This window comes from Olivibacter domesticus, from assembly GCF_900109575.1.
In the GTDB taxonomy this organism is placed as follows: domain Bacteria; phylum Bacteroidota; class Bacteroidia; order Sphingobacteriales; family Sphingobacteriaceae; genus Olivibacter; species Olivibacter domesticus.
Map to the genome: position 1 here is coordinate 1,451,881 of NZ_FOAF01000001.1, position 26,510 is coordinate 1,478,390.

Annotated in this window: 20 protein-coding genes; 7 read left to right on the forward strand and 13 right to left on the reverse strand. The window is 41.6% G+C overall.

Annotated features, from left to right (window positions below; translation table 11 throughout):
- Positions 1-54: 54 nt before the first annotated feature.
- The 4 genes from BMY50_RS06235 to BMY50_RS06250 all read left to right on the forward strand — a co-directional run bounded on the left by BMY50_RS06235 (position 55) and on the right by BMY50_RS06250 (position 2,277).
- Positions 55-474, forward strand: coding sequence for an SRPBCC family protein (locus BMY50_RS06235; protein WP_093320384.1), 420 nt, complete (start codon positions 55-57; stop codon positions 472-474).
- 25 nt (positions 475-499) lie between these two features.
- Positions 500-877 carry a DoxX family protein gene (locus tag BMY50_RS06240; protein ID WP_093320389.1) on the forward strand — a complete coding sequence of 126 codons (378 nt, stop codon included), beginning with the start codon at positions 500-502 and terminating at the stop codon, positions 875-877.
- A gap of 34 nt (positions 878-911) precedes the next feature.
- Positions 912-1,313, forward strand: coding sequence for a VOC family protein (locus tag BMY50_RS06245; RefSeq protein ID WP_093320394.1), 402 nt, complete (start codon positions 912-914; stop codon positions 1,311-1,313).
- Between the two features lie 88 nt (positions 1,314-1,401).
- A complete protein-coding gene (locus tag BMY50_RS06250; RefSeq protein ID WP_093320399.1) occupies positions 1,402-2,277 on the forward strand; it encodes a PIG-L deacetylase family protein in 876 nt (291 codons plus the stop codon).
- Between the two features lie 24 nt (positions 2,278-2,301).
- Here BMY50_RS06250 and BMY50_RS06255 read toward each other — a convergent pair whose 3' ends face one another.
- From BMY50_RS06255 to BMY50_RS06300, 10 genes are all read right to left on the reverse strand, one after another.
- Positions 2,302-3,396 carry an NAD(P)-binding domain-containing protein gene (locus tag BMY50_RS06255; RefSeq protein ID WP_317040808.1) on the reverse strand — a complete coding sequence of 365 codons (1,095 nt, stop codon included), beginning with the start codon at positions 3,394-3,396 and terminating at the stop codon, positions 2,302-2,304.
- A gap of 4 nt (positions 3,397-3,400) precedes the next feature.
- A complete protein-coding gene (locus BMY50_RS06260; RefSeq protein ID WP_093320406.1) occupies positions 3,401-4,423 on the reverse strand; it encodes an LLM class flavin-dependent oxidoreductase in 1,023 nt (340 codons plus the stop codon).
- A gap of 275 nt (positions 4,424-4,698) precedes the next feature.
- On the reverse strand, positions 4,699-5,778 hold the full coding sequence (locus BMY50_RS06265; RefSeq protein ID WP_093320410.1) for an NAD(P)H-dependent flavin oxidoreductase: 1,080 nt from the start codon (positions 5,776-5,778) through the stop codon (positions 4,699-4,701).
- A 257-nt stretch (positions 5,779-6,035) separates the two neighbouring features.
- Complete coding sequence (locus tag BMY50_RS06270) at positions 6,036-7,121, reverse strand: carboxymuconolactone decarboxylase family protein (protein ID WP_139202216.1); 1,086 nt, start codon at positions 7,119-7,121, stop codon at positions 6,036-6,038.
- A 4-nt stretch (positions 7,122-7,125) separates the two neighbouring features.
- Positions 7,126-7,632, reverse strand: coding sequence for a (R)-mandelonitrile lyase (locus tag BMY50_RS06275; RefSeq protein ID WP_238383676.1), 507 nt, complete (start codon positions 7,630-7,632; stop codon positions 7,126-7,128).
- A gap of 275 nt (positions 7,633-7,907) precedes the next feature.
- Positions 7,908-9,062, reverse strand: a complete 1,155-nt coding sequence (locus BMY50_RS06280) for a hypothetical protein (protein WP_093320419.1) — start codon at positions 9,060-9,062, stop codon at positions 7,908-7,910.
- 2 nt (positions 9,063-9,064) lie between these two features.
- On the reverse strand, positions 9,065-10,231 hold the full coding sequence (locus BMY50_RS06285) for a family 43 glycosylhydrolase (RefSeq protein WP_238383677.1): 1,167 nt from the start codon (positions 10,229-10,231) through the stop codon (positions 9,065-9,067).
- 71 nt (positions 10,232-10,302) lie between these two features.
- Positions 10,303-11,775, reverse strand: coding sequence for a RagB/SusD family nutrient uptake outer membrane protein (locus BMY50_RS06290; protein ID WP_238383678.1), 1,473 nt, complete (start codon positions 11,773-11,775; stop codon positions 10,303-10,305).
- Between the two features lie 51 nt (positions 11,776-11,826).
- The gene (locus tag BMY50_RS06295; protein ID WP_238383679.1) at positions 11,827-14,895 is read right to left on the reverse strand and encodes a SusC/RagA family TonB-linked outer membrane protein; all 3,069 of its coding nucleotides are present in this window, start codon (positions 14,893-14,895) and stop codon (positions 11,827-11,829) included.
- A 112-nt stretch (positions 14,896-15,007) separates the two neighbouring features.
- Entirely contained in the window at positions 15,008-16,678 is a 1,671-nt protein-coding gene (locus tag BMY50_RS06300; protein WP_093320433.1) for an arylsulfatase, read from the reverse strand.
- A gap of 224 nt (positions 16,679-16,902) precedes the next feature.
- Between BMY50_RS06300 and BMY50_RS06305 the strand changes: the two genes are divergently transcribed.
- Positions 16,903-20,844 (forward strand): hybrid sensor histidine kinase/response regulator transcription factor, encoded by a 3,942-nt coding sequence (locus tag BMY50_RS06305; RefSeq protein WP_162276542.1) that lies wholly within the window; start codon positions 16,903-16,905, stop codon positions 20,842-20,844.
- 74 nt (positions 20,845-20,918) lie between these two features.
- On the opposite strand, the gene BMY50_RS06310 is transcribed toward BMY50_RS06305, so the two are convergent.
- Positions 20,919-22,373, reverse strand: coding sequence for an RtcB family protein (locus BMY50_RS06310; protein WP_093320441.1), 1,455 nt, complete (start codon positions 22,371-22,373; stop codon positions 20,919-20,921).
- A gap of 181 nt (positions 22,374-22,554) precedes the next feature.
- Between BMY50_RS06310 and BMY50_RS06315 the strand changes: the two genes are divergently transcribed.
- Positions 22,555-23,586 (forward strand): helix-turn-helix transcriptional regulator, encoded by a 1,032-nt coding sequence (locus tag BMY50_RS06315; RefSeq protein ID WP_093320444.1) that lies wholly within the window; start codon positions 22,555-22,557, stop codon positions 23,584-23,586.
- On the opposite strand, the gene BMY50_RS06320 is transcribed toward BMY50_RS06315, so the two are convergent.
- Positions 23,578-23,985: a DUF1801 domain-containing protein gene (locus tag BMY50_RS06320; RefSeq protein ID WP_238383680.1), complete on the reverse strand. Its 408-nt coding sequence runs from the start codon at positions 23,983-23,985 to the stop codon at positions 23,578-23,580. The two genes, BMY50_RS06315 and BMY50_RS06320, sit on opposite strands and share 9 nt — an antisense overlap.
- A 185-nt stretch (positions 23,986-24,170) precedes the next feature.
- A complete protein-coding gene (locus BMY50_RS06325; protein ID WP_093320447.1) occupies positions 24,171-25,328 on the reverse strand; it encodes a glycoside hydrolase family 130 protein in 1,158 nt (385 codons plus the stop codon).
- Positions 25,329-25,693: 365 nt separating this feature from the next.
- Between BMY50_RS06325 and BMY50_RS06330 the strand changes: the two genes are divergently transcribed.
- Entirely contained in the window at positions 25,694-26,500 is an 807-nt protein-coding gene (locus BMY50_RS06330; protein ID WP_093320450.1) for an SDR family oxidoreductase, read from the forward strand.
- Positions 26,501-26,510: the final 10 nt, after the last annotated feature.

Here is a 26,510-nt window from a genome sequence, read left to right on the forward strand (position 1 = left end):
TACCTTCTTGTAATTTTGAATTATAAATATTCATAAACAAAAAAATAAAAGACAATGGCACAAGTAACAAGAATTACAGTAGAAACAGCAGCAAATGCACCCGTAGAAAAAGTTTGGAAGGCTTGGAATACTCCAAGCGACATTATGCAATGGAACACCCCTGACCCAAGCTGGCATTGCCCGAGTAGTGAAAACGACTTAAAGACAGGTGGTAAGTTCAAGAATAGAATGGAAGCTAAAGATGGTAGCTTCGGTTTTGACTTTGAAGGTATTTACGATAAGGTGGAATTGCATAAAGAAATCACTTACACAATGAGTGACGGAAGAAAGGCTACCACGCTGTTTACAGAGCAAAATGGTAAAACCAATATAGAAACCACATTTGATGCTGAAACAGAAAATGAGCCAGAATTTCAGAAACAAGGATGGCAGGCTATCTTGGACAACTTTGTGAAATATGTTGAATCAAAATGATTTATAAACTATTAACATTAATCAGGTGAAAAGGAATAAAATAATCTTTTGGGTGGCTACTACCATCATTATACTTTGGGAAGGCTTAATGCCGCTTAGTACCCTATTGTTTGCACCACAATATGTGAATGCAGGCACAAAACCCTTAGGCTATCCTGATTACTTTGCCTATACACTCATCATCTGCAAAGTACTCGGCGTATTAGCGATCTCTTATCCAAAGGCACCAGCTAAGCTAAAGGAATGGGCATATGCAGGGCTTGCATTTAATTTAATCTTTGCATTCATCAGTCACTCATATGTAGATAAGAACATCGGATTTATGCTGATGCCGATTGTGGTGCTGGGTATTCTTGCAGTTTCTTACATCTATAACAATAAAATTCGGTCTAAAAGCTTGTAGAACCTAAAATTCATGACGTCTAATTTAATCTACTATGATTGACCATACGAAAGGTAAATTAGTGAGTGCCGTTTTTATCACATTTTCTGGTAACTGCAGGAAGGCACTCACATTTTACCAAACCTACTTTGGTGGCACCTTGCAATTTGAAACTTTTGAAAAAGAATTACAAGGTTATACGGAAATGCCCGTTGTCAGTGGGTCGCTTATTTCCGACAACATCATTATTCACGGTTCAGACTTATTGCACAACGAAGGAAGAACGCTTGGAAATTATATGTCTATTTTTCTGCATTGTAAAAATATTTATGATAGAAAAGAGCTTATTGAAAAGCTGGCATCTAATACAAAAGATCGTTTTATCAAGCATGATGATGAGCAAAAATTAGTTGAAGTGACAGATGCTTTTGATGTGAGGTGGGTATTGGGTATTTAGGGTGAAATAATATCTTTGTAAAAACAGAACGTTATGTATCCAAAATGATAGGTATTGTTCAAGCCCTTTACCAAAAATTAAACTAATTATGTATAATTTTCTTTTCTTGTTCGTCTTTACTGTATTAGTGGTGCCTTTCATCCATGCGCAGGATAAGACATTACAGGTTATTATGATCGGCGCGCATCCCGACGATTGCGACATCAAGTGTGGTGGAATAGCCGCTTTGTATGCAGAAATGGGTCACCATGTAAAATTTATTGCTGTGACAAACGGTGATGCTGGCCATCAAAAACAAAAAGGAAATGTATTGGTAAAGCGCCGAGCTGCCGAGGCCCAGAAGGCCGCCAAGATACTCGGGATCACCTACGAAATATTGGATCATCATGATGGAGAATTAATGCCTACCCTGGATATACGCTTAGAGTTAATCCGGAAAATCAGGGAGTGGAATGCAGATATAGTTTTTACACATCGCCCCAATGATTATCATCCCGACCACCGTTATACAGGAATCTTGGTGCAGGACGCAGCTTTTCTGGTTGGCGTGCCTAGTATTGCCGCAGATACACCGCCCCTTAAGAAAAACCCTGTGTTTATGTATGCAGAGGACCGGTTTAAGAAACCCAATCCTTTCAGTGCTGATGTAAGCGTGGATATTACCAAGGTGATCGATAAAAAAATAAACGCGTTAAATGCGCATCAATCCCAGTTTTATGAATGGCTGCCCTGGATCAACGGTAACGAAGAAGAAGTCCCAGAAGGCGAACAGGAAAGAAAAAAGTGGATATTAAAAAGCAGATGGCCTTCTATACCCCAAGAGATAAGGGCTAATTTGGAAAAATGGTATGGAGAATCACGGGCAAAGGAGATTGAACAAGCAGAAGCTTTCGAAATTTGCGAATACGGGACTCAACCTACTGAAGAAGAAATCAGGCGACTTTTTCCTATGCTTGGTAAATAATAATAATAACAAAAGGTATCTATCCTACTCATCAAGGGTTTTCAACAATTCCCTAGCTGCCGCACCTCCAGCACGATTGGCACCAATAGTAGAAGCCGAAGGGCCGTAGCCTACCAAATGAATTCTCGGTTCTTTGGCAACCATTGTCGCTAACCTTCCAGTCATGCGGATTCCGCCATTTTCTTCCTTAGGCAATACCGGGTCCAAGTGTGCTAAGGCACTTCTGAAGCCTGTATTCCATAGAATAACATCCGCTCTTTCTGTTCGACCGTCTTCCCATTTTACACCATCTTTAGTGATCTCGCTAAACATAGGTAAACGTTTAAGCACACCGCGCCGATCCATTTCCTTGATTGCCGGCGTCACTGGCAGTCCGGTTACGGAAACGACCGACAAGGGCGGTAATCCCTGTCTCACCCGCGCCTCTACTAGGGCAACCGCATGATGCCCGGCCATATCATCAAAAGGCCCCACCTTGAAGTCAGGCGGACGACGGGTAACCCAGGTGGTGGTGGTTACCTTCGAAATCTGATCAAGCAATTGAATGGCTGAAATGCCTGCTCCCACAACGATGACATGTTTGCCTTGAAAATAATCAGCGGTTTTAAAATCTTTTGTGTGCAACTGTTCACCTTGAAAAAGCGCTGCACCTGGATATTCGGGGATGTACGGACTCTCCCACGTGCCGGTTGCATTGATGATACCCAAAGCAGAAAATAAGACTTCCTGTGTTGTGTCTATATAAAAACGGTTTTCACGCAGAAAGACTTTTTCAACTTTGAGAGGCCGGTATACCTGAAGGCTGAATTTCTTTTCGTATAGATCATAATAATGCGGAACGGAGACATTGGCACGCACGGCAGTTTCGTCGGTCACGAGCGTTTCTTCAAAGGACATCCCTGGCAAATCATGAATTTTGTTGACCGTACTCAGTGTTAGCGAAGGCCAGCGGAATTGCCACGCACCACCTGGAAGAGGTGCTTCGTCGAGGATAATAAAATCCCGACCGATTTCCATTCCTGCTTTTTTTAAATGGTAGGCAGCGGAAAGCCCTGCCTGCCCCGCGCCGATAACCGCTATCTTTGTTTTATACCGTAAGTTTTTTGCCATCGCAAACATGTGCCTAACGCCATCCTAATGCTGGTGCTACATGCTCCAATATCGAAGATAACAGATGTACATTGTAATCTACACCCAAGGTATTAGGTATCGTTAAAAGGAGCGTATCTGCTTCTTGGATGGCTTCATCCTGCCCCAATTCCTTGATGAGTTGATCTGGTTCGGCTGCATAACTCCGTCCGAAAATAGCGCGTTTGTCCTTTTCAATCATACCGATTTTATCGTCCCGATCGGCTTCCTGTCCAAAGTAGTACCGATCTTGATCGTTTACCAAGGCAAAAATTGATCGACTCACCGAAACCCTTGCCTCACGCTGGTGTCCCGCTTTTTCCCATGCTTCTTTGTACAACCTGATCTGCTCAGCTTGCTGGACATGAAAAGGCTTGCCGCTTTCGTCGTATTTCAAGGTAGAGCTCTGCAGGCACATCCCGTTCTCGGCAGCCCAGACGGCCGTAGCATTGGAGGCAGCCCCCCACCAGATGCGCTCTCGTAAACCTACTGCGTGCGGTTCCAGGCGTAACAGGCCAGGCGGATTTGGAAACATCGGGTATGGGTTAGGCTGAGCAAATCCGACACCTTTTAACTTGTCCAAAAATTCCAAAGCTTTACGACGTCCCATGTCTGCGTCAGTCTCCCCCTCCGCCAATTCATAACCAAAATAGCGCCAGCCATCGATCACTTGTTCCGGGGAACCTCTGCTGATCCCTAATTGCAATCGACCGCCTGAAATCAAGTCGGCAGCTCCTGCGTCTTCCACCATATACAGTGGATTTTCGTATCGCATATCAATCACACCGGTGCCGATTTCTATGTTGTTTGTCTTGGCACCAATGGCCGATAGCAACGGAAACGGCGATGCCAACTGAGCCGCAAAATGATGTACACGAAAATAGGCACCATCTAGACCGATTTCTTCGGCAGCAATAGCCAAATCAATGGACTGGAGCAAAGTGTCGCTTGCGGTGCGAGCGTTATAGGCTGGATGATTGGACCAATGTCCAAATGATAGAAATCCTATTTTTTTCATAAATCCGTTACGTGGTCACTGTAAAAAATTCTTCAATTATTATTTCACCAGAGGTAAAATAAGAAGATCGCCAAATATACTTAAATACCAAGAATGGATTGTAGAGCTTGAGTCGTAAACTACGTTTTTTTACCGTATTTTTATATCTGTATATCGTTTTTTAAGTTTAATTCCATTTGAATATTGCATCGCGTGTATGGTGTTAATTTATTTTCCAATAATTTGCTGTGCTCTGTCCTCTATTCAGCTAGTTTGCTTATTATAAGGTTACTAAACTAAATGTAGTTTTCTACTTCTTTGATTAAATTTAAGAGGATATCTTTCGTTGATTTTTCGCTGAAAGAATTAAGAGATTGCCCGGCCCATATACTTACAAACTCAGCATTCTTTTTCAATTTGGCGGCTTTTCGAAGTTCTGTTGTAAGCTTATTCTGATAAGGATATGGCAGTATATATTCCGTATTGTCAAGAGCCTTGGTAAAAACGTTCTGGATTCCTCTGGCATATTTTCCAGAAAAACTTTTAGTCAACGATATATCACTTTCTTTTGCGATTCTCAATCGCTCTTTTTCAAAGTCCATTAATGCACTTTCGGCTGATGCCACTAATAAGCTCCCTACTTGAAATCCCTGCGCTCCCAACATTCTAGCAGCCAGCAAAGTCTTGGCATCATAAATACCCCCTGCATAAATCAAGGGAGTTTTAACATTATCGTACACCTGAGAAAGTAATGAAAAACCACCAATCTTCGGCAGTTCTACATCCGTAAATGTACCTCGATGCCCTCCAGCTTCAATTCCCTGTACGCATATGATGTCGATACCGAGTTGTTCTAATATGCTTGCTTCTTCAACCGAAGTGGAAGTACCGATCAAAATTGTGCCGCTGTCTTTGAATCTCCTTATACTTTCTTCATCCGGGATCCCAAAAGTAAAGCTGACAATCCTGCATTTTTCAGCGATCAAGGCATCGACCTGCTCGTGGTAATCCGTAACTTTAATCTGATCGAAATCTGGAAGCACTACCTGAAGGCCATGCTGCTTCGCCAATTCTTCAATAAATTTTTTGGCATTGTTGAATTTGACCTTTAATCCATCTGATGGCTCAGGTAACTTATTGAGAAAGATGTTGGCTGCAAAAGTTTTTTTTACAATCTGCTTAGTGGCCCTTATAAGCTCGACACACTTGTCGGCAGGCAAATCGCCAAGCGGCAGAGATCCTAATGCATTAGCATCCGTTGCTGCGGCTACCATTTGAGGTGTTGACACGGCAAACATAGGTGCTTGAACGATAGGGTACCTAATATTTAATATGTGCGTGATGTCATTTTCCCATTCTATAGTTTCGATATTCATGGAGTTCTGCTTTGATTGTTTATCGTTCAAAATTATGACTAATTTTAAAGCAATGAAAGCAATAAATAATGGTAGATAGTTCTCATTATCTTTGATTAATAAAACATCTTAACGACGAGACATGTGTCTTAGTGAGCGGGTGCTAACGCTAATTGAATTTATTATCTGTGTACGATAGCGAACACCAGTGTTCGATTGTGAACAATGCATTCGAAGCGGCCTCGTTAGATTTACGGGGAAATATATTTATTCTTAACCTACTTTAGTTTTTGAAAAATTTCTAGCATTGTTTCATTGTCGAGGCTATTCATATCGACTAACTTCAGTGATTTTACCATTTTCAGTGTACTGGTTTTATAATGTTGAAAATGGGGTGTTCGTAAATGAGCCTGATACGCTTCTTTATTGGCATACATTTCTACAATCCTAATCTGTGTCGGGTTCTCCCGCTGATACATAGGGAATATAGCAATTACGCCCGGTTCAATTTTGACGGATGCAGCTGCCTCTTCCTTAAGAATATGATTGTATTCAGATAAACGTTCAGGCAGTATTTCAATTTCTGAAATGCGTATCATCATACCGGGTTCAATAATGGGCGAAAGTGGTTTTGCAATTAGCTTTCTTATTGAATTGGCTTGGGTTTTATTGATCTTTTTTTCTATGAGTTCTGCAAGCTGTTCCAATTGGTTTTCAGTGATGCCCGTGTTCTTTCCAATATTGATGTGGGATTGCAACTGCGATTCTAGTCCCGGTATTGCTGCCAACGCAGAAATAGTAACCAATTCTCTTTGCTGATAAGTCAGTACATCGCTATTGAAGATATCGGCAAACAAATGCTCTTTCAGAAAAGCATCCATTCGGGGAGCAAACTCACCAAAACCAGGAGCAGGTTTGGACTGCGGTGTTTTGGTGAGCGTTTCCAAAACTTTTCTACCTTGTTCATATTTGTCTGTCGAATTATTTTCTACGACAATCTCTTTTCCTTCCTTGTCTGAGATTCCGTTTGCTTTTCTTTCGTCTAAAACCGTTTTAAAAGTATTAATGGCATTGAGACTTCTCGGAAAACCACAATAAGCATAAAGCTGAACCAACACCTCCTTGATCTCATTAACTGTAATACCCGCATCTAAGCCACTGTTCAATTGCGCCTTTAATTGCTCCAGATTACCTGACGCTGTCAACGCTGATATACTCACAAGGTTTTTCTGTTGAGCTGTTAATATACTACTATCGGATTTACTTTGGGCGAACATTATACTGATATTTAGCATTGCGAGTAAAAGCCAACTCCATTTTAAGATCGATGATTTACCCATTTGCATTTTAGCTTTAAATCTCACGTTGTTATTTGTTTGCCTGCGAAAATTCTTGTTCAGTGACCGGATCAAGCCATGTTACATTTTCTTCTCCTTGATAATTGGTTATTGCGATATGTATCATTTTGCTTTGAGCAGTAGCGCCATGCCAGTGCTTCACCTTTTCAGGGATAGTGACTACATCCCCTTTTTTGATTTCTTGAGCAGCTTTACCCTTTTCCTGGTAAATACCCTCGCCCTCAGTTACAATTAAAACCTGACCTTTGGGATGTGTATGCCAGTTAGTTCTGGCCCCGGGTTCAAAGGTTACACTGCCCACCGCAAAATCATTGTTTTTATCCCTTGATACTAGTGGTTGTAAAAATGCATCACCAACGAACCACTTGTTAGACAACTTTTCCCCTTTAGGAAAAAGCAATGTGTTATCTAAAGCTACCATATCTTTATGCGTTTTATTTTTATTACATCCTATTGAGAAGAGTGCAATTCCTACCATTACTACAACAAATGATACCGCTTTCAAGTTTGTTTTCATTTTTCCCTTCTTGTGTATTTACTGATCTAATTCAAATGTTACGGTAATAATGCAAAGTTCGTCGATTCCAATTTCAACTACCTTATACAGAATACGGGATTTTTTACCACTTTTACTGGTGTTGGTTTACAAAACCCAGATGCACATATTAAAACACCAATAATCTATACCAACGAAACGCGCGGATTAATAAACACTTTAAAAGATCATAAATTGACTACCTGGTGATGTACAAGTAGATGCTTCTACATAGGATGGAAACCTATCAAAGGAGATCATTGCCGCAATAGTTTCAAAAAATCTGCATATACAAGTGGGTTTTTCTCATATTCGCCTGCTGTCGTTAAACCAAATGATTTTTGCAAAAACAAGGGATTTAAAAACCAGGAAGCCGATGTAGATTTCACCTCTTTCGTAAAACCTTGTTGAAGTAATGGATAAGTAGCCAGTACTACGCCATAATGCTTATAATATCGATGATAGGTTAATAGGTAATGTGCAGGATACCAGTCTTGCGACAAAAACAGCTCTTCCCATGCATCGATCGTAACCTTACCGCTGTGTACGAGGTTCAGCCATTGATATAGTTTTATATTAGCAGGTAAACGGTATTTCTGCACAAAATCCTTTCCCTTCGCACTGTTGGCAATACGGTCGCCGAAGTGTCTATTATATAGGCGGAATAAAGAAAACTCCGGTATAATGATAGGCTTCTTCGGCATCAAAGATCGAGCAAAATCCAATGCTTGTGGAATATGCAAGGTATCACCTATATGTAAATGCACCGCCAGTCCTTCAATTTCCGGATTGCGTTGCGTCAATTTGATCAGTTCCACCACACCGGGCAGTTGTTGCTGCTTTTTCTCGAAAAGAGCCGGTAAAGAACCTGTGTAAATCCGAGGTTTAGACCAATCGGGGTGTTGTTTATAAAAGTCAAGCACATGCATTAAAAGCCTTTCAGTAAACTGCACTAAAGGCACTTGCTGATTCCTGTCATACTGAAGATCAGCATTGATGGTTTCTAAATTGGGTTCATTCCCTAAGGTAAAGATTTGAATATAGGGGCCTACCCTTTCCAACAGCTGATCTACCGTCCGAAAGTAGTCAGCTTCACGAGGAGATCCGGATACAGGGATGGCTAATTTCCTATTTTTGAAATCCCACCTGAAACCAAAAACAACCTGATAGCCCATTTTGCTCGCATCAACAACCCTTTGGATAGCCGTATCGCTTACCGCATCTAGCTTTCCGTCTACATAATCTAAAATACGAGGAGTGGTTCTGACCCATTTAACCGGCAATTGCCGAATATAATTAAAATCCATATTCTCCGGATTATGGTTAAAATTAAGGCCCATCTCTTGCGCTCTTACACGAGTAATTAGCAGCGATCCTAATAAAAGAGCCAAATAACAATATTTACTGTACATGGTTACTTCGTATTAATAGTAGAATAAAAATCGGCTGCTGCTTTCCTATCCGGCTTTAAGCGATTACGTTCCCACTTCACAGGTACAACGGCAGGACGACAAGTTTGCACGAATTTTTTTCCCATAACACCTCGTGGATTAAAAAATACCGTTGACCACCAATCACCATCTTTATCTTGAAACAAATTGTTGTGGCCACCTTCCAGGATGGCAGGATAGCGCGGACCGTAGGGCCCATAAATATTAGCTGATTCCGCCACCACCACATCATAACTGTGCAACTGTTCGCCCGGCTTTTCCTTCCGTAAATAAGTATACTGACCATTAGAAGTGGGTACTGACCATACCGTTTGCAACAGTTGGTATTTACCATGATGCTTCGTTAGCCACACACCTTCAATATAAGGTTCTTTGGAATATGGTGTTTCTTTAAAGCGTTTAAAAGGTTCAGCAACGTCACTGAGGTCATCCTTCATTCGAGCAATATAATGATTATGTCCAATGAGATAGACCTGACCGTCGTCATCTTCAAAGGCCCCCAGATCGATATTATCAAAAATAGCGTGCTGTTCGTTTCCTTTAATATTACGATAAGGTCCCTCTGGCTTTCCCGAAGTACTTTCCAATACAAAAGAACCCTGATTGCCATTTAAGCAGGCGATGAGCAGCCATTTTTTCTTACTTTTTATATAATGCAATTCGGGTGCCCATACCGCACGATACATCGAATCGAGCGGATCACCATTTAAAGATGTCGTACCTTTTTTAATGAGTTTACCAGCCTTCTGCCAAGCGGCGGCATCTTCGTCAAACGACCAGATCCTACCCATTGATTCCCAATGTTTCAGGTCGGGCGAGCGCCATAAATAAAGACCATCATTATAGTCCCAACAATGCATTTGCCCATCGAATTTTCTTTCAGGGCTAGCCGTTGTTCCGGTTAAGTAGTAGCTTCCATCCGGCCCCAGCATCACATAAGTATCGCGCATCCATACATCTAATAGGGGTTTCACTGTTGAAGGAACGGTAAGTAATGAATCACCAATAGGTGCCCTAGGATCGCTAAAAGGCTGACCTTTGTCCTGCTGGTTTTGTGCACAACCTATGCAGTAGCTCAAACATAGTATAAGGAGTATGAATTTTATCCGTTTAGTTAACATATCTGTCATTGTGTATTAATAAAGCCTTTTTTAGCATCTGTCCGTAAATTCACTGGCTAGTAGACATGCTTGTCTAGCTACTAATTGTATCCGCTGTTCTGCACGCAAAGTTTATTGGCCTGAATTTCCGATTGTGGAATGGGAAATAGAAGTTTATCCTGTGTTGCCAAACCAGACGAAACACCTCTCGCAATTGCCGACGTAAGGAAAGTCCCCTGCCGAATTAAATCTTCCCGTCTTTTGCCTTCAGAAATAAATTCCCAACCTCTTTCATTAAATATAGCATCCCTGAAAAGTTCTTTGGTGCCCGCTTCGGCAAGTGTTAAATCAGGTAAACCAGCTCTTTTACGTACCTGGTTAATAAGCGAGAATGCTTCATCCGATGGTCCAGACAGCTCATTCAGTGCTTCTGCTCGCGACAATAAGATATCGGCATAACGCAATACCGGCACATCGTTTCCGCTGTTATTTCCGATGGTTGTATTATCCCAATACTTAAAGCTACGGGCGTTGTTGTCATTTAATATATTCACCGTTACATTATTATTATTCACATAACTGGTACAGATCAACGCGCGCCTTTGATCGTTTTCTGCCATGCTATTCACAAAGGCAGTCCGTAAACGATATTGGGTTGCAAAGTTCGACATAGATACCTGGTAAACAAATTCCGGGAGTTGCGGCGTATTCTTAAAATTCGGTGGCAAAGCACCAGCCATGAACCAATTGCCAAATTCAGCCTCATTCCGGCAGGGTAATACCAATAACATCTCCCGATTATTCATTCCTTCGTTTTCTACCCTGAACAGATCCTTAAATGCATATTGTGTGGTACTGTAATAATTAAAATCAATGATGGTCTTACAAGCATCGGCAGCTTTCTGCCATTGTTTGGTATTTAATAAAAACTTAGCTAAAATACCATTTGCATTTCCTTTGTTGAAACGACCGAATGCTTCCTCCTGTCCTGGATCCGGTAAATCAGGGATGGCAGCAACAAATTCCGATTCGATAAAATTTTTCATCTCTTCGTCTGTTGCCCTTGTTAAATCGCCCGTCTGCTCGGTAGAAAGACGAAGGGGTACCGGTCCGAAGAAATTGTATAAAATTGCATAGGCTTGTGCACGCAATGCCCGGGCTTCGGCTAAAATTAATCGCTTGCTTTCTTCCGACGCATTTACACCGTCAATATTTTCGATGACGCCATTAGCATCTCGGATACAACGGTAATTCGGCGCCCACATATCTCCTTCAAAAGTACCCAAGGTGGGTTCCCAGCTAAAATTAATCAGGTGCAAAAGCTGACCATTTTCTGCTCCTCCAGAATTGAAAGCCATATCAGTACAGATTTCCGAATCGTTTATAATAAAGCGTGAATTCTGCTGTGTTTGCTGTTGTGCATAAGCAGAAAATAAAAGTGACTTGATGCCGGCTTCCGTAGTGAGCACATTTCCAGGTGAAAATTCTGAATTGGGTGTTACATCAAGTACGTCACTGCAGGAAGAAAGGCTTCCCACAAGTAACAAAGTGATATATTGGGTTATCTTTTTCATTAGAATATTTTTTTAATAGCAGTGAAGCTATCATAATTTATTTTTCGTCAACTAAAACTGTACATTAACCCCTGCCATAAATGTTCGGGTAAGGGGATATGAATTATAATCCACCCGCAGAATGTCATCACCAATTGCATTTACCGCCGGATCTACTCCTGAGTAATTCGTAAACGTATGCAGGTTCTGTCCGTTAACAAATACGGTAGCACTGCGAATAAATAGCTTTTCCGGTAAAGGAATCTGATAGGACAAACGCACCGATTGTATCCGTAAATAAGAAGCGTCTTCCACTGTTTTGTTTGTCACCTGCCTAGCACCTTGTACATCGCCTGGAATGAACGAAGGATATTCGTTACTTGGGTTGGCTGCCGTCCATCGATTGAGGTATAAATCTGCCAGTTTATTCCGCCGGAAATCAACAGCATAGTAAGAATCCGTCAGACTACTATTAAGCATTTTAGCTCCCTTTGAACCTTCCAAGAAAATAGATAAAGCTAATTTTTTATAACGTAAGTTGGCATTAAAGCCGTAAAAAAAGTCGGGCAAGGATTTACCCAAGATCACTCGATCGTCGGCATTGATGATTTTATTATTATCCAGGTCGCGGTATTTCAGATCGCCGGGCCTAACTCCAGATTGGGCCAAGGAGAAGTCATCCCCTTCCTGCCAAACGCCGTCTACCAAGTAACCATAAAAAGAACCCATAGATTCTCCCGGTTTCAGTATGCTATACTGACCGATATTTCCCGGGCCCGAACCAATAAATTGCTCTACATTACCTAGACTTAACACCCGGTTTTTTAAGGTGGTAATATTGAAATTGGCGTCCAATTTAAAATCTTGGCTTTCAACAATGACGCCGTTTAGCGCCAACTCTATCCCCGTATTCCGCATACTGCCCACATTTTCTGTCCGACCGGCAAAACCCGAGCTCAAAGGTTGCGGAACATTATATAAAAGATTGGAAGTTTTCCGGTTATAATAGTCTATACTACCCGAAAGCTTGGAACCGAAAAAGGCGAAATCAAGTCCGACGTCAATCTGATGGGCAGATTCCCAGCGTAAATATGGATTCGAGCTTCTCGTGGGTGCAATACTGGTCACTTTCTCTCCATCAAAAACAGCCACCCTCCCAGCTGCATAGGTTGAATAATAGAGGTAATTCACATTGGGTTGATTTCCAGTAACGCCATAACTTGCTCTAAACTTCAAATCATCTATATTGCTGGTATTTTTTAAGAAATCTTCCTGTTTGATTTTCCAAGCAAAGGCCGCAGAAGGGAAATAGCCAAAGCGGTGTTCCGGGCCGAACCGGGCCGATCCGTCGGCTCTTATCGATCCGGTAAACAAATATTTACCGGCATAAGAATAATTTACCCGACCGAGGTATGATAATAAAATATTTTCCTGCGCGCCATTACCTACACCGTTCAGCATTGCATCACCTGATCCAATACCGAAGTAAGTCAGATCAGGTAAAGCAAAATCCCGTGAATTGGCAATTAGCGAGCTGGAGGTATAACGTTCATAGGTCGAACCAACTACTGCCGACAGATTATGCTCACCAAAAGTCTTATTGTAGTTCACGGTACCTTCTACTAAATAATAGCCTCGTTTTCCATCACGAGCATCCGCATAGCCATTATAAGAAGCACCGGTAAGCGTGGATGGATCGATCCAGAAATTTCGTTGCGAAATATTGATATCCGCCCCTATCCTTGCCTTTGCAGATAAAGAAGGAAGAATAAAATACTCTGCATAGAGGTTTCCGAAAGTCCGATAGGTATCGCCCACCGAGTATTGTCCGTTAATGACCGCTAAGGGATTATCCATCGGTGCCATTAAGGCCGATCGATAATACGAACCATCCGGATTATAAGGCGGAGCCGTTGGATCGTAATTCTGTGCCATATAAAGCGCACTAGCATTATCGTTTAATCCGGTTCCATTTGCATTGTAATGATCTTTTATATAAGCGGTAGACAAGTTGATCCCCACATTGTATTTAGAAGCCACACCTGTTTCGAGATTAACGCGTGCGTTATACCGCTTGGTCGACGAGTTCAACATCACCCCTTCCTGATCAAAATAACCTGCAGACACATGATACTTGGTGAGTGCATTTCCACCGCTGAAAGAAATATCATGACTTTGTATTGGCGCATCTTTTAGCAAGAGCCCCTGCCAATCGGTGTTGTAAGTACTTGCTTCCACCGGTTGATAGACACTGGGATTAAGCTGTCCCTCTTCAATGATGCCATTAATGGCCGATGTATACTCATCAGCCGTCATAAACCGCTGTGTTTTAGCCACCTGTTGTTGTCCATAGCTTGCATCATAGGTAACGGTAATTTTGCCGTCCTTTCCTTTTTTTGTGGTAATCAACACAACACCGTTCGCGCCACGCGAACCGTAAATGGCCGCTGCTGAAGCGTCTTTTAGAATTTCGATCGAGGCAATGTCTGCTGGGTTGAGCGCATTCAGTGGCGTGCGGTTATTTGGGTTATTCGTTGCCCCTCCCACTCCCGCAGCACCGATAGCAGCCGCATCATTAACAGGCATCCCATCGATCACATATAAGGGTGCATTATTTCCTGTGATGGAGGTAATGCCTCGAATTTGCACGCTCATAGCAGCACCCGGTTCACCACTTTTCTGATAGATCTGTACGCCCGGCGTTCTTCCCTGTAAAGCCTGTTGCATATTCACATTTGCACCTTTCGTCAAATCCTCTGCTTTTACGGAAGAAACAGCACCTGTCAGATCGCTTTTTGCTACAGCACCATAGCCGATCACCACGATCTCATTCAAGGTGGTACTTTCCGCAACCAAGACTACTGATAGGTTGTTTCTGCCATTTAAAAGTAAGTCCTGTGCCTTATAACCGACATAAGTAAACTTGAGCGTGGCATTGGTCTGTGCACCTTTTAATAAAAATTGCCCCTTTTCGTCTGTCATGGTTGCTATCGAGGTTCCTTGCACGGATACACTCACACCCGGGAGCGCCTGTCCCTCTTGGTCTGACACTTTTCCCTTAACGGATATTTGTTGTGCTGTAAGCTGATGCACCTGTGCTAGCATCAGTCCTACCCAAAGCAGGTATTTTAACCTGCTCATAGGCTTGCTTGTTTTTAATTGGTTCATACGGTTTTATTGGTTAGGTATTATTTACGAAAGTATATACGATACTCGATGACGGTAGCGAGCTTTTAGGCATCCTCATCGCTAATTAAGGTTTCGGAAAAACACCATATTGATTGGCCAGCTCTTTCCATTTCGTCTTCATGCTCTCCATTTTTTCAGGATAGGCGGTGGCGAGGTTTTGCATTTCTGAGCGGTCTTTTCCTAAATCATACAATTCCCACGGAGCATTCGCACCTACCCGAACAATTTTCCAACTGCCCTGTCGTAAGGCAGCTGCGCCGTTATGCTCCCAAAACAATTCGTCATGCAAAGGCTTCTTAAGCTTACCTGTCCACATAGGTAATAAGCTCTTTCCCGGTGTAGGCGTAATGTTATGTCCAGCAAAGGCGGTGGGATACGTTGCTCCGGCAATATCCGTACAGGTAGCCATTAGATCAATAATATGCGCAGGTTCGCTGCTGATTTTATTATGTTCCTTTATCTTGTTTGGCCAGTAAGCGATGAATGGCGTGGTTATTCCCCCTTCGTGTTCTTTAGACTTCCAGTATCGGAAGGGTGTACAGGATACATTTGCCCACTCCGGGCCGATACCAAAGTGCGTTGTTTGCGGGCCCGGCATTACATCTTTGTTAACAGAAAAACTGATCTTCCTACCATCTCGTGTCGTTCCGGAGCGATCGAAACCAGGTCCGAATTTCGAAGGTTGCTCCGGGCTGGCGCCATTATCCGAAAGGAAAACAATAAGTGTGTTCTCCAATTGACCGGATTTTCGAAGTGCGTCAATCATCTTCCCGATATTTTGATCCAAACGATCCACCATGGCCGCATGTACAGCCATGGCCCGTGCATCCCAAAGGCTGTCGGCATTATGCTCCCAAGATTTATCTGATGTCATAAACTCCGACAGTTTTACTTGTTCAGGTTTAATAAGCCCCAACTGCACCATCTTTTGGTAACGCTTTTCGCGAATAGCATTCCACCCCTTCTTATAGGTATTTTCATATTTACGGATATCAGGCTCCAGTGCTTGCAGTGGCCAATGTGGAGCCGTAAATGCGACATACATAAAAAACGGCTCATCCTTTTTTGAAAACTGCCTGATATAAGAAGCTGTACTATCGCCAATGGCGTTAGTGTAATAAAAATCTTTAGGAACTGAAGGAACCGGTTGCGTGCCATTCACCAACGAAAAGGGATCGAAATAATCCACCACACCCCAAATATTACCATAATATCGATCAAAGCCCTTATGTACCGGATACGATAAAGTATCGGAAAAATCGCGGTCGGTAATCTGATGATCAAGCCAAGCCAACTGCTCATCCTTTGTGGGAAGAGATGCTGTTTCAGACACATGCCATTTACCCACCATACCTGTTTGATAGCCAGCCGTTTTTAATACTTGCGCAATCGTGACCACATTGGGCTGTAAAAAACCCCTGTATCCTGGTTGGTGCTGATCAGTTGTCATATTCCCTATGCCAGCTGTATGCTGATATTGCCCCGTTAACAAAGAGGCACGTGTTGGGCAACATCTACTGGCATTATAAAAGCTGGTCATTCGCATCCCCCTTGAAGCCAGCCAGTCCAGATGAGGTGTTTCAATCTCCCCTCCATAACAACCTATATCCGAAAATCCGAGATCATCAGCTAGTACGACGATGATATTCGGTTTATTTTGCGCAACTGATAGGGTTGTATACAGCGACAATGCGGTAAATAAGCATAAGATTTTTGTGTGTCGAAAAAAAGTCATAAGATTATGATTGGTTTACAAGGGCAATGTTAGCCGAAAAAAAGAATCACTTGTAGCACATATGTTAAATTTTATAGGACATTCGTTCAGAAATCGTATCTTAAACGCTTTCAAAACGATTTTTAAGTTTTGAACAGCATTTTCATTAAGCCTAACTAAACTAATCAATGCTTAAAAAATTTAGCACTTGTATTTACGTTGTGTTGCTGTTGACGCAATGTGTTATGGGAAGCGATATACGCTTCCGTAAAATCACATCTACCCAAGGTTTGTCGCACAATACGGTATATGCTATTACACAAGATGAGCAGGGCTTTATGTGGTTTGGCACACGCGAAGGCCTAAATCGATTTGATTGTCGTCAAGTAAAAAGCTACTATATCGATGCCGCATCGCCAGGAACCTCTACCAACCAGATCAATGCTTTACTGAGCCATCAAAAAACAATCTATGTGGGCACCAATCACGGGCTTTACCGCTATGATTTACCCCAAGATCGACTGATAGCCCATCCGCTAGCTTCGGAAAGACCCGCAGTATCTTTTTTATCGGAAATGCAGGGCACACTTTATGTGGGCACCTCCAAAGGGTTATTTCAAATCAAAAATGGGAAAACAGTCTTAACGATCCAGGGATACGCTAGAGCCATGTGTCCTTTAACTGCAAATAGACTATTGCTCGCTATAGACCGGCGCATCCTCATAATAAATGAAACAGGCCATATCGAGCATACCTTTACCACGGCATCTTTTCCGCTCCTGGCAGCATCCAATTTCACCGTCTTTCAAATGCATCGTGACACAAAAGGTCGTATTTGGTTGGCTACCTCTCGTGGACTTTATCGTTATAACGATCAGATTCAACAATTTACATCAACCCCCTTTGCTATCAAAGAAAATACCGAGAACAATACCGTTCGATCAATCGTAGCAAGCAAGGATGATCTTTTATATATCGGCACCGAAAATGGTCTTTATATATATGATATTAAAACGGGGCAATCAACAAATTACACACAATCCTTTATCAATGAACCAAAAAAGCTGAATGATAAAGCCATCTATTCTACTTTTATTGGTAAAGAGGGCACGGTTTGGATAGGCACTTATTTTGGAGGCGTCAACTATATTCCTGTAGGAGATGAAGGTTTCCAAAACATACTACCAAGCGATCGAAATAATGGCCTGGGCGGGAAAGCTGTTAGCCAATTAATGGAAGATAGTTTACACCGGATATGGATAGCAACCGAAGATGGTGGCATCTCTATCTACGATCCATCTACTGCTTCTTTTAATCGGATAGACAAAAACTCTTTTCCCTTTTATCTCAATACGAACAATGTACATGCGCTCCATCATGATACTGACGGTAATATCTGGGTAGGAACCTTTTTTGGTGGTCTGCATCGTTTCAACCTAAGAAAACAGGCAACTACTATCTATACTAAGAATCCAGCTGATCATAATTCACTATCTAATAATCAAGTATATGCGGTTTATCAAGATAGCCGTGGAATACTCTGGATAGGCACACAACAGGGCTTGAACCAATTTGACTATAAAACTGAAAAATTCAACTTATTGGCTCCGGAAATTTTGGGTGATAAATTTATATACGACCTAACCGAGGATAAAAATGGCGAATTATGGATTTGCACCAGACAGGATGGTATTTATCGTTATAATCCGCTATCTAAAACTATAAAACATTATACAAATGAGGGTAAAGATGCGTCCTTATTAAGCAATCAGCTAATCAGTGTATTTAAAGACAGGCAGCAACGTTTATGGTTTGGCACTTTAGATGGCGGTGTATGTGTTTATCATGCCGCAACAGATTCATTTCAACATTATACTACAAGAGATGGCTTGGCCAACAATAATGTCTACGGGATACTTGAAGACGATGCCGGTTTTATTTGGCTCAGCACCAACTTAGGCATTTCGAAATGGAATCCACGTACCAAAAAATTCATCAATTACGATAACAGGTATGGACTAAGTACCAATCAATTCAATTTTAAGTCCTTTTTAAAGGGCAGTGATGGTATTTTTTATTTTGGCAGTATTAATGGCTTATGTTATTTCAACCCACTGAAGGTGCATATCGATAAGCAACCCTACCCCTTGGTTTTCACAAGCTTTCAATTATTCAATAAGGATGTGCACCCGGATTCCAACGCTACTATTTTAAAACAAAAACTAGGTTATGCCCGTCAAATCAATTTATCTTACGATCAGAATGTATTTACCATAAACTACATCGCCATCAATTATGTGAACCCGGGAAGTACTAATTATGCTTACCGTCTGGAAGGATTTGAAGAACAATGGAATTACGTTGGTAACAAAACGAGTGCTACCTATACCAACTTATCACCGGGCAGTTATATCCTACACGTAAAGAGCCTGGATGAGGCGGGCAACTTCATCGGCCAGCAACAAAGCGTTAGCATCCTCGTGACGCCGCCTTTTTACCGTAGCAATTTGGCTTATGTATTTTATGCACTCCTTTTAGGATTATGTATTTATCTGTACGCACGTTTTGTACGCTTTATCCATCAAAAACGTCTAGAAATTCAGTTGGCACATATGGAAAAAGATAAAACAAAAGCACTTACGCAATACCGAATTAACTTCTTTACCTTTATATCACATGAATTTAAAACACCACTAACACTCATACTCGCTTCCATCGATAAATTCATCAATGAGAAAAACATTGATCTTAAACAGCACACCGAGTTATCACATATAAAAAAGAATGCCTCAAAATTATTCAAACTCATTCATCAGTTAGCTGAATTCAGGAAAGTAGAAGGCGACAGCTTATCTGTCCATTTTAGTCGATCAGATATAGTTGCTTTTGTACAGCAGATAGTTGACTCCTTCGATCCATTAGCTGAGGAAAAAAGTATTAGAATTTCTTTTGAGGCTAAAATTGATAAAGCACAGTTTTTTTTTGATGGCGATAAATTAGAGAAAATACTGTCCAATATCTTATCCAATGCCGTGAAACACACCGAAGAAGGTGATATTTCAGTGGGAATGCAAACGATGTTCAATGAAGGGCAGAAAATGGTCAATGTAGTTATTCGTGACACTGGAGCAGGCATGCCTCCTACAGATTTAGAACACCTATTTGACCCATTCTATCGATCGCCAGCGCATAGCACCATCCCCGGCACCGGTATCGGCATGGCGCTGGTTCATCATTTAATTAAAAGTCTTCAAGGAACCATTGAAGCTTCCAGCACACTGGGAGAGGGTACTACGATTTCGTTTAGCATTCCTATATACGAACAACTAAGTTCCCAACAGCCGGAGCAAGAACATCAAAACCCGGCTAAAACTAACGTCGCTACCCTCGCTCAACCAGCTTTTAAAAGCGAGCGGTCACCTATTCCGCTATATACCTTGCTTCTTGTTGAAGACAATAAAGAATTATTGCATTTCCTAGCCCAACATTTTCAGGAGACTTATTCTGTAATAACAGCAACGAACGGTGCTTCAGCATGGAAGAAAATCAATAGAACGCCTCCTGATATTATTATCAGCGATGTAAAAATGCCCAAGATGGACGGACTGGAATTATGTCTGAAATTAAAACAACACCAGCAGTTCGATCATATCCCGCTTATCCTATTGTCAGATAGTCAGGATGAACAGCTTAAGGTGAACGGATTAGATATTGGTGCCGATGCTTATGTAGGAAAACCATTCAATTTGAAAGAATTAGAACTAGTTGTAACCAATATGGTTAAATCCAGGATTAAATTACGAGAACATGTGGTAGGTTTAGGTACTTTTGCAGATAATCACGTAGTTAATAATAACCGGGATCAGGATTTCCTCACCAAATTAAGTAGCGTTTTGGAAAAGCATTATACGAACCCCGAACTAACCATAGAATATCTTGCGAATGAATTACACACGAGCCGAACATCCCTACACCTCAACCTCAGGCGTATTCTGCAAAAAAGTGCTACAGAACTATTGAATGAATATCGCCTAAAAAAGGCATTGGTGATGCTAGAAAATAACGTCCCGATCAACGAAATTGCTTACCACTGCGGCTATCGTGAACCAAATTACTTTAGCAGGGTTTTTAAAAAGCATTATCAGCTTCCACCCCAAAAATATAAAGAGGTACATTTTAACATGTAAACAATCCCTACACCATGTATTTTTATCTTAACATGTTATTGATCATCATCCATCAGACTAACAAATACAGCATATCAATCTTCCGGTTTCTCCCTTGCATCAGCCATCCTAACTATCCTCGGCTCAAATTTCGCTAACACTTCAACAAGATCATTTTGCGCGGCCATTACCGTGTGGATATTTTTGTATGCCATTGGTGCTTCGTCTATATCGCTCCCCATTAAGGTAATACGTTTATCAATTAAGTTTGCGGCAATGGCTGCTTTATCCAACGTTTTAAAAGCAGCACTACGGCTCATCGCCCGTCCCGCCCCATGGCTAGCAGAGTTGATACTAGCGGAGTGGCCTTTACCACGCACCAGAAAGCCAGGTGTACTCATGCTGCCAGGAATAATTCCCAACACACCTTCGCCGGCCGGCGTGGCACCCTTACGGTGCACCATTACTTCAGTACCATCGGCCAGTTGCTCCTTCCATGCAAAGTTATGGTGGTTCTCTACCATAGCAATAGGCTTAACACCTAGCTCCCGGGCAATTTTGTTATGGATCTCGTGGTGGTTGGCACTAGCATATTCGCCGGCCAAGTTCATCGCTATCCAGTATTCCTGCCCTTCGTCTTTATCCAGATCAAGCCATGCCAAATGCTTCGCTTCAGCAGGGAGCTTAGTTTTGATCATCGCGATCTTACTATAATGGTTGGCTATCGTACCACCAAAACCACGCGAACCAGAGTGCGAAAGTAAAGCCAAATACTTACCTGCCGGTATTTCATTCAAAGCACCTTCGGTAAGGGTTAATTCCCCCCACTCTACAAAATGGTTACCGGTTCCGCTTGTTCCTAATTGTGCATAAGCCTTATCCTTTAAACTGCGGATCACTTTAGTTTCACTCCAAGTTTTACTATCGAATAAGGAGCTGTCAAAACGTGATTTGGTAGTACATCCCATACCGAAATAAGTATGATCAATTAACATATTTTTTAATTTATCTGTTTCAGTATCAATAGCCTCTGCGGGTAATTCGAATATACTTAAACACATACGACAGGCAATATCAACGCCAACAGCAAACGGAATAATAGTATTTGCCGTGGTGGCCAACACGCCACCAATAGGCAGTCCGTAACCTTGGTGTGCATCAGGCATCAGGGCACCAGCAACAGCAATGGGTAATTGTACGGCAGTCCGCATTTGTGCTAAGGCGCCTACCTCAATATGTTCCAAGCCCCACACCGGGAAATCAGCTACATCTTTTTTCAACTTAAAGTTGCTACGTTCTTGCTTTATAAACTTACCTTCTTTACGCATCGCGATGACATCCTCTGCCAGGTTTTTAAACTTGCCACCTTTCTTTAAAGCATAGGGCAATGGATCATCAATCAGGGCTTCTAAATTAGCCAGTATTTCGGGCTTAGCCATAACTTGGTGTTTTAACAAGCCATTAGCCACGCGGCTAAAATTCACTAAAACATCTACATCGTTAATACCTAATGCCTTTAATTCGTTGTTGCCTATTTTTTCCTTTTCCATCTCTATCGTGCTATTATTTAACAATTTAAAGTCTCCGGACCAAACCCCTCTCTCCGGATTGAGAGAGGGGGCGTTTGGAACGCGTTCAGCCTTTCGACAGTACAAAGAGAAACATCAAGTGCGCAATCTATTTGCGCAGTAAAAAAATAATTTATAAATTCATCAAAATATTTTCCATTCTATGCCTGTTAATCGCAACGCTCTTATCCGCTACCGCATCATCGATCAATGTCTGCAAAACCGTTTTAAAAAATGGACGCTGGACGACTTAATCGAAGCCTGCAGCGATGCCATTTATGAATACCAGGGCATAGATACAGGTGTAAGTCGTCGTACAGTGCAATCGGATATAGAAATGATGCGTAGCAACAAGCTAGGCTACGAAGCACCTATTGTGGTGGTTGATAAAAAGTATTATACCTATAGCGACAAGAACTACAGCATTACTAATATTCCGTTAAACCAGCAGGATATGCAGGTACTGAGCGAAGTATCGGGCTTATTGAAACAATTTAAAGGCTTTAATCACTTTACAGACCTGAACGAAATGGTAAGTAAACTAGAAGACAAGATTTATTCGCAAAACACGCAGAATACACCTGTAATTGATTTCGAGAAGAATGAGCATCTGAAAGGTTTAGAATGGATAGAGGTAATACGAAAAGCTATTGTAAGCAAGAAAACCGTCTGTATTACCTATCAATCGTTCAAAGCCAGAGAAGCCAGCACGTTTTGCTTTAGTGGGTACTTATTGAAGGAGTATCGCAACCGCTGGTTTGTTTTAGGGATGCAACACAGGCGGAACGGTCACGTGATGAATTTGGCTCTAGACAGGATACAAACCATAACAGAACATGAAGAACCCTATCGGGAGAACAGGACGCTCGATCTGGCAACTTATTATAACGATTGTATTGGGGTAACTAAAACACCCGGCCAACGAGATTGTGAAGTTGTTTTCTGGATAGATGCTGCTAATGCGCCTTATGTAATAACCAAACCGTTACATCCTACCCAAAAACTTTTAAGTAATGAGGCTGATGGCAAAATATTTAGTATTAAAGTGGTATTAAACTTTGAATTGGAGCGGGAATTATTAGGCTTCGGCGCTAAAATGAGGGTTTTAGGTCCGAGGATATTGGTGAAGCAGCTAAAAAAACAACTGGCTAAAACGCTGGAACTGTATGAGGTGAAGGAAAAAACCTCATTTTAGCCGTTCTAACTTACCTTTCCGCTTTACGATGTTCTTATAATCCCATTGGATGTCTCTTGATTTTGAAAGCCAGCGTTGCAGATCTTCTATATTAATTTCCTCAACCGAACGATAGAAGATAGCGGCATCTTTGAATTTCCGGCCCCGTTGATTCAGACCTTCCTCCCCGAAATCAGCTCCGCTCCAGAACATCAGTCGCACACCGCTTTTGAGTTTGTGGTAACCGGTGATAGGATTGCCATCCAAAAACCAAACCGGATGGCGGTGCCATATCTTATTTTCAGCTTCGGGCAAACATGCACTGATCTCTTTAGCAAGCAGTTCGCAGACGGCTTTATCTTCAAGTTCCCTGGAATTGTTGTATTCCAGGATTTCTTTTGCAATGGTGGTTTTCATCATTATAATTATTGATATATTGTTTATTTATAACGGCATCAATGAGATCGCTTCGCTAAGTTTGTTTATTCATATTGTGTTCACCTTTTATTGCATTATTCATAAGTATTTATTTTCAAAGGCATTCATGAGCTCGTTTCACTCGGTTCATGCTGCCTTCGGCAGTTTTAATGCAATAAAGCTGGCGTCTAATTTTGTGGCGGTAAGGCATCTGGAGCTGCGGGATGAGCCGGGTCATAAATGGCCACTCCTACTTTAGAATCTGCGCAACCGTAGTATAAAAACCATTTTTCATGAAAATACACTAATCCTTCAATAAATACGGTTCCATCTCGATACTGGCCACTCTTTTCAAACGGTTCCATCGGCCTTAAAAACGGAACATCTAATCGACCAATAACCTTCGTTGGGTCATGACGATCAAATAATACCTGGCCGGCACTGTAAGTCCCTTTATTGAAGCGACTATCACCATTTTTTGGATTGTTTTTACCGTTATATAGCAGCAAAATGCCATGCTCAGTCAAAACTGCAGGGGGGCCACACTCTGTTAGATCACTATCAAAATAACCTTTTCTCGGTGATATAAATGCTTTTAGTGTTCTGTTTTCGTCTACAATAGGTTCCCAATCTAGTAGGTTATCGGAGGTAGCACCGTATACACCACGTTCGCCCCAGTACATCCAATACTTACCATTAATTTTTGCTATCACTTGCTTGCCATCTTTCACCTGCGTAACAATAGAGGCAGATTTATGAAATTTGTCCAGTATTAAATCCGCATTTTCTGCTTTGGAAAAGATCTGCCCATGTTTCTCCCAATGAATTAAATCTTTCGAAGTTGCCACTCCCAGACGAGCTATTTTCCTATTCCATTGTGTATAGAATAACACATACAGACCATCCTCCGTCACTGCCACACGTGGATCTTCCGTTCCACCCGGCCATTCAAAGTGCTTTTGTTCATCATCCGCCGGATAAAAAACCGGTGTATCCTTACGCGTAAAAGATATGCCGTCTTTACTTGCAGCATATCCGATGCGTGAGGTGCGATGGCCAATCGCCACTCCCGACTTATCCTCAGATCTATACAAAACCACGATCTCATCATCTTTTACGGCAGCCGCTGGATTGAACGTATCATTAGACTCCCATGCCACTTTTTTTCCACTCATTGGGTCCAGAAACAAGGTATTTTCTCGCGGGGAAATTACTGGGTTCACACCCATTGGTCGAACGAAGCCACCGAAGGCCCAGTCGGGCAGTTTATTTACGTCTTCCTGTGCCTGAACCGTTCCAGTGACACATAGCCACATTAAAAACACCTTCAAAAATTGTATATTCATATACTAATATTTTAAATGGATGAAAAATTTCAGTTTACATATCTGTTGTTAGCAATTTGTTGATACGTGCTTAATTTTTGATATTACTCATATTTTTATTAGTACAGTACAATCGGTTGCTAATGTTTCAAATTTAAGTTAAGCGCTTCACTTTTGCATTAGATAGTTTCGGTTTTTTATACAATAAATTTTCAACAAAAACACATCAAAGAGTCAAAACACGTAGAACGGTTTTAAATGTACGAATTTGATAACGCCGCAGATAAGTATCCCTTCGTCATTTTGGCTACAACCAAACTCACTTTGGCAACACACAACTTTTGATTTCTGCAGACTTTTGTATTGTAAATATTAAACAACAGGATATGCAAAAGACAATCTTCATTACAGGTGCTTCGGCAGGTTTGGGAAGGGCCACCGTTAAACTGTTTCAATCAAAGGGCTGGAATGTAATCGCAACAATGCGAAACCCCGAATACGAAACAGAACTTACCCGCCTTGAAAACGTTATCATTCTGAAATTGGATGTAACCAATCTTGCACAAATTCAGAAAACCATAAACAAAGCGATTGAATTATATTCCATAGATGTAGTGTTGAACAATGCAGGTTATGGTTTAATCGGTGCGTTGGAGGCATTGACAGACGAACAAATCAGCCGACAACTCAATACGAATTTGTTAGGCGTTATAAGAGTAACAAAAGCATTTGCTCCTTATTTCCGGAAAAAGAAAAGCGGAATGTTTATCAACATTACTTCAATGTTTGGGTTGATTGGCTACCCAACTTGCTCGGTCTACTCGGCCACGAAATTTGCAATTGACGGCTTCTCCGAAAGTTTGGCTTACGACCTTGGGCATTTCGGAGTTAAAGTAAAAACAGTTGCGCCGGGCGGAATACAGACCGACTTTGCAGGGCGTTCAATGGACGGTGGCCAACATGAAGCATATAACAAATTGGTTGAAAAAGTAAGCGAAGGTTACAGCAAAGAAAGTGTAAGTAATTATTCAACGGCCGAAAGTATTGCAAATGTAATCTATGAAGCGGCAACAGATAACAAAGAGCAGTTGCGTTACATCGCAGGACAAGATGCTATTTCTCTTTACACAGAAAGAGAAAAAATTGGTGCAGAAGCACAATATCGAAAAATACAGGAAATGTTTACTTATTAAATAGTTCATA

What these genes read in the sequence shown, in the direction of transcription:
- BMY50_RS06235 (WP_093320384.1), top strand. Translation starts at nt 55, where the DNA reads ATGGCACAAGTAACAAGAATTACAGTAGAAACAGCAGCAAATGCACCC.
- BMY50_RS06245 (WP_093320394.1), top strand. Translation starts at nt 912, where the DNA reads ATGATTGACCATACGAAAGGTAAATTAGTGAGTGCCGTTTTTATCACA.
- BMY50_RS06250 (WP_093320399.1), top strand. Translation starts at nt 1,402, where the DNA reads ATGTATAATTTTCTTTTCTTGTTCGTCTTTACTGTATTAGTGGTGCCT.
- BMY50_RS06255 (WP_317040808.1), bottom strand. Translation starts at nt 3,396, where the DNA reads ATGTTTGCGATGGCAAAAAACTTACGGTATAAAACAAAGATAGCGGTT.
- BMY50_RS06260 (WP_093320406.1), bottom strand. Translation starts at nt 4,423, where the DNA reads ATGAAAAAAATAGGATTTCTATCATTTGGACATTGGTCCAATCATCCA.
- BMY50_RS06265 (WP_093320410.1), bottom strand. Translation starts at nt 5,778, where the DNA reads ATGAATATCGAAACTATAGAATGGGAAAATGACATCACGCACATATTA.
- BMY50_RS06275 (WP_238383676.1), bottom strand. Translation starts at nt 7,632, where the DNA reads ATGAAAACAAACTTGAAAGCGGTATCATTTGTTGTAGTAATGGTAGGA.
- BMY50_RS06280 (WP_093320419.1), bottom strand. Translation starts at nt 9,062, where the DNA reads ATGTACAGTAAATATTGTTATTTGGCTCTTTTATTAGGATCGCTGCTA.
- BMY50_RS06285 (WP_238383677.1), bottom strand. Translation starts at nt 10,231, where the DNA reads ATGACAGATATGTTAACTAAACGGATAAAATTCATACTCCTTATACTA.
- BMY50_RS06290 (WP_238383678.1), bottom strand. Translation starts at nt 11,775, where the DNA reads ATGAAAAAGATAACCCAATATATCACTTTGTTACTTGTGGGAAGCCTT.
- BMY50_RS06295 (WP_238383679.1), bottom strand. Translation starts at nt 14,895, where the DNA reads ATGAGCAGGTTAAAATACCTGCTTTGGGTAGGACTGATGCTAGCACAG.
- BMY50_RS06300 (WP_093320433.1), bottom strand. Translation starts at nt 16,678, where the DNA reads ATGACTTTTTTTCGACACACAAAAATCTTATGCTTATTTACCGCATTG.
- BMY50_RS06305 (WP_162276542.1), top strand. Translation starts at nt 16,903, where the DNA reads ATGGGAAGCGATATACGCTTCCGTAAAATCACATCTACCCAAGGTTTG.
- BMY50_RS06310 (WP_093320441.1), bottom strand. Translation starts at nt 22,373, where the DNA reads ATGGAAAAGGAAAAAATAGGCAACAACGAATTAAAGGCATTAGGTATT.
- BMY50_RS06315 (WP_093320444.1), top strand. Translation starts at nt 22,555, where the DNA reads ATGCCTGTTAATCGCAACGCTCTTATCCGCTACCGCATCATCGATCAA.
- BMY50_RS06320 (WP_238383680.1), bottom strand. Translation starts at nt 23,985, where the DNA reads ATGATGAAAACCACCATTGCAAAAGAAATCCTGGAATACAACAATTCC.
- BMY50_RS06325 (WP_093320447.1), bottom strand. Translation starts at nt 25,328, where the DNA reads ATGAATATACAATTTTTGAAGGTGTTTTTAATGTGGCTATGTGTCACT.
- BMY50_RS06330 (WP_093320450.1), top strand. Translation starts at nt 25,694, where the DNA reads ATGCAAAAGACAATCTTCATTACAGGTGCTTCGGCAGGTTTGGGAAGG.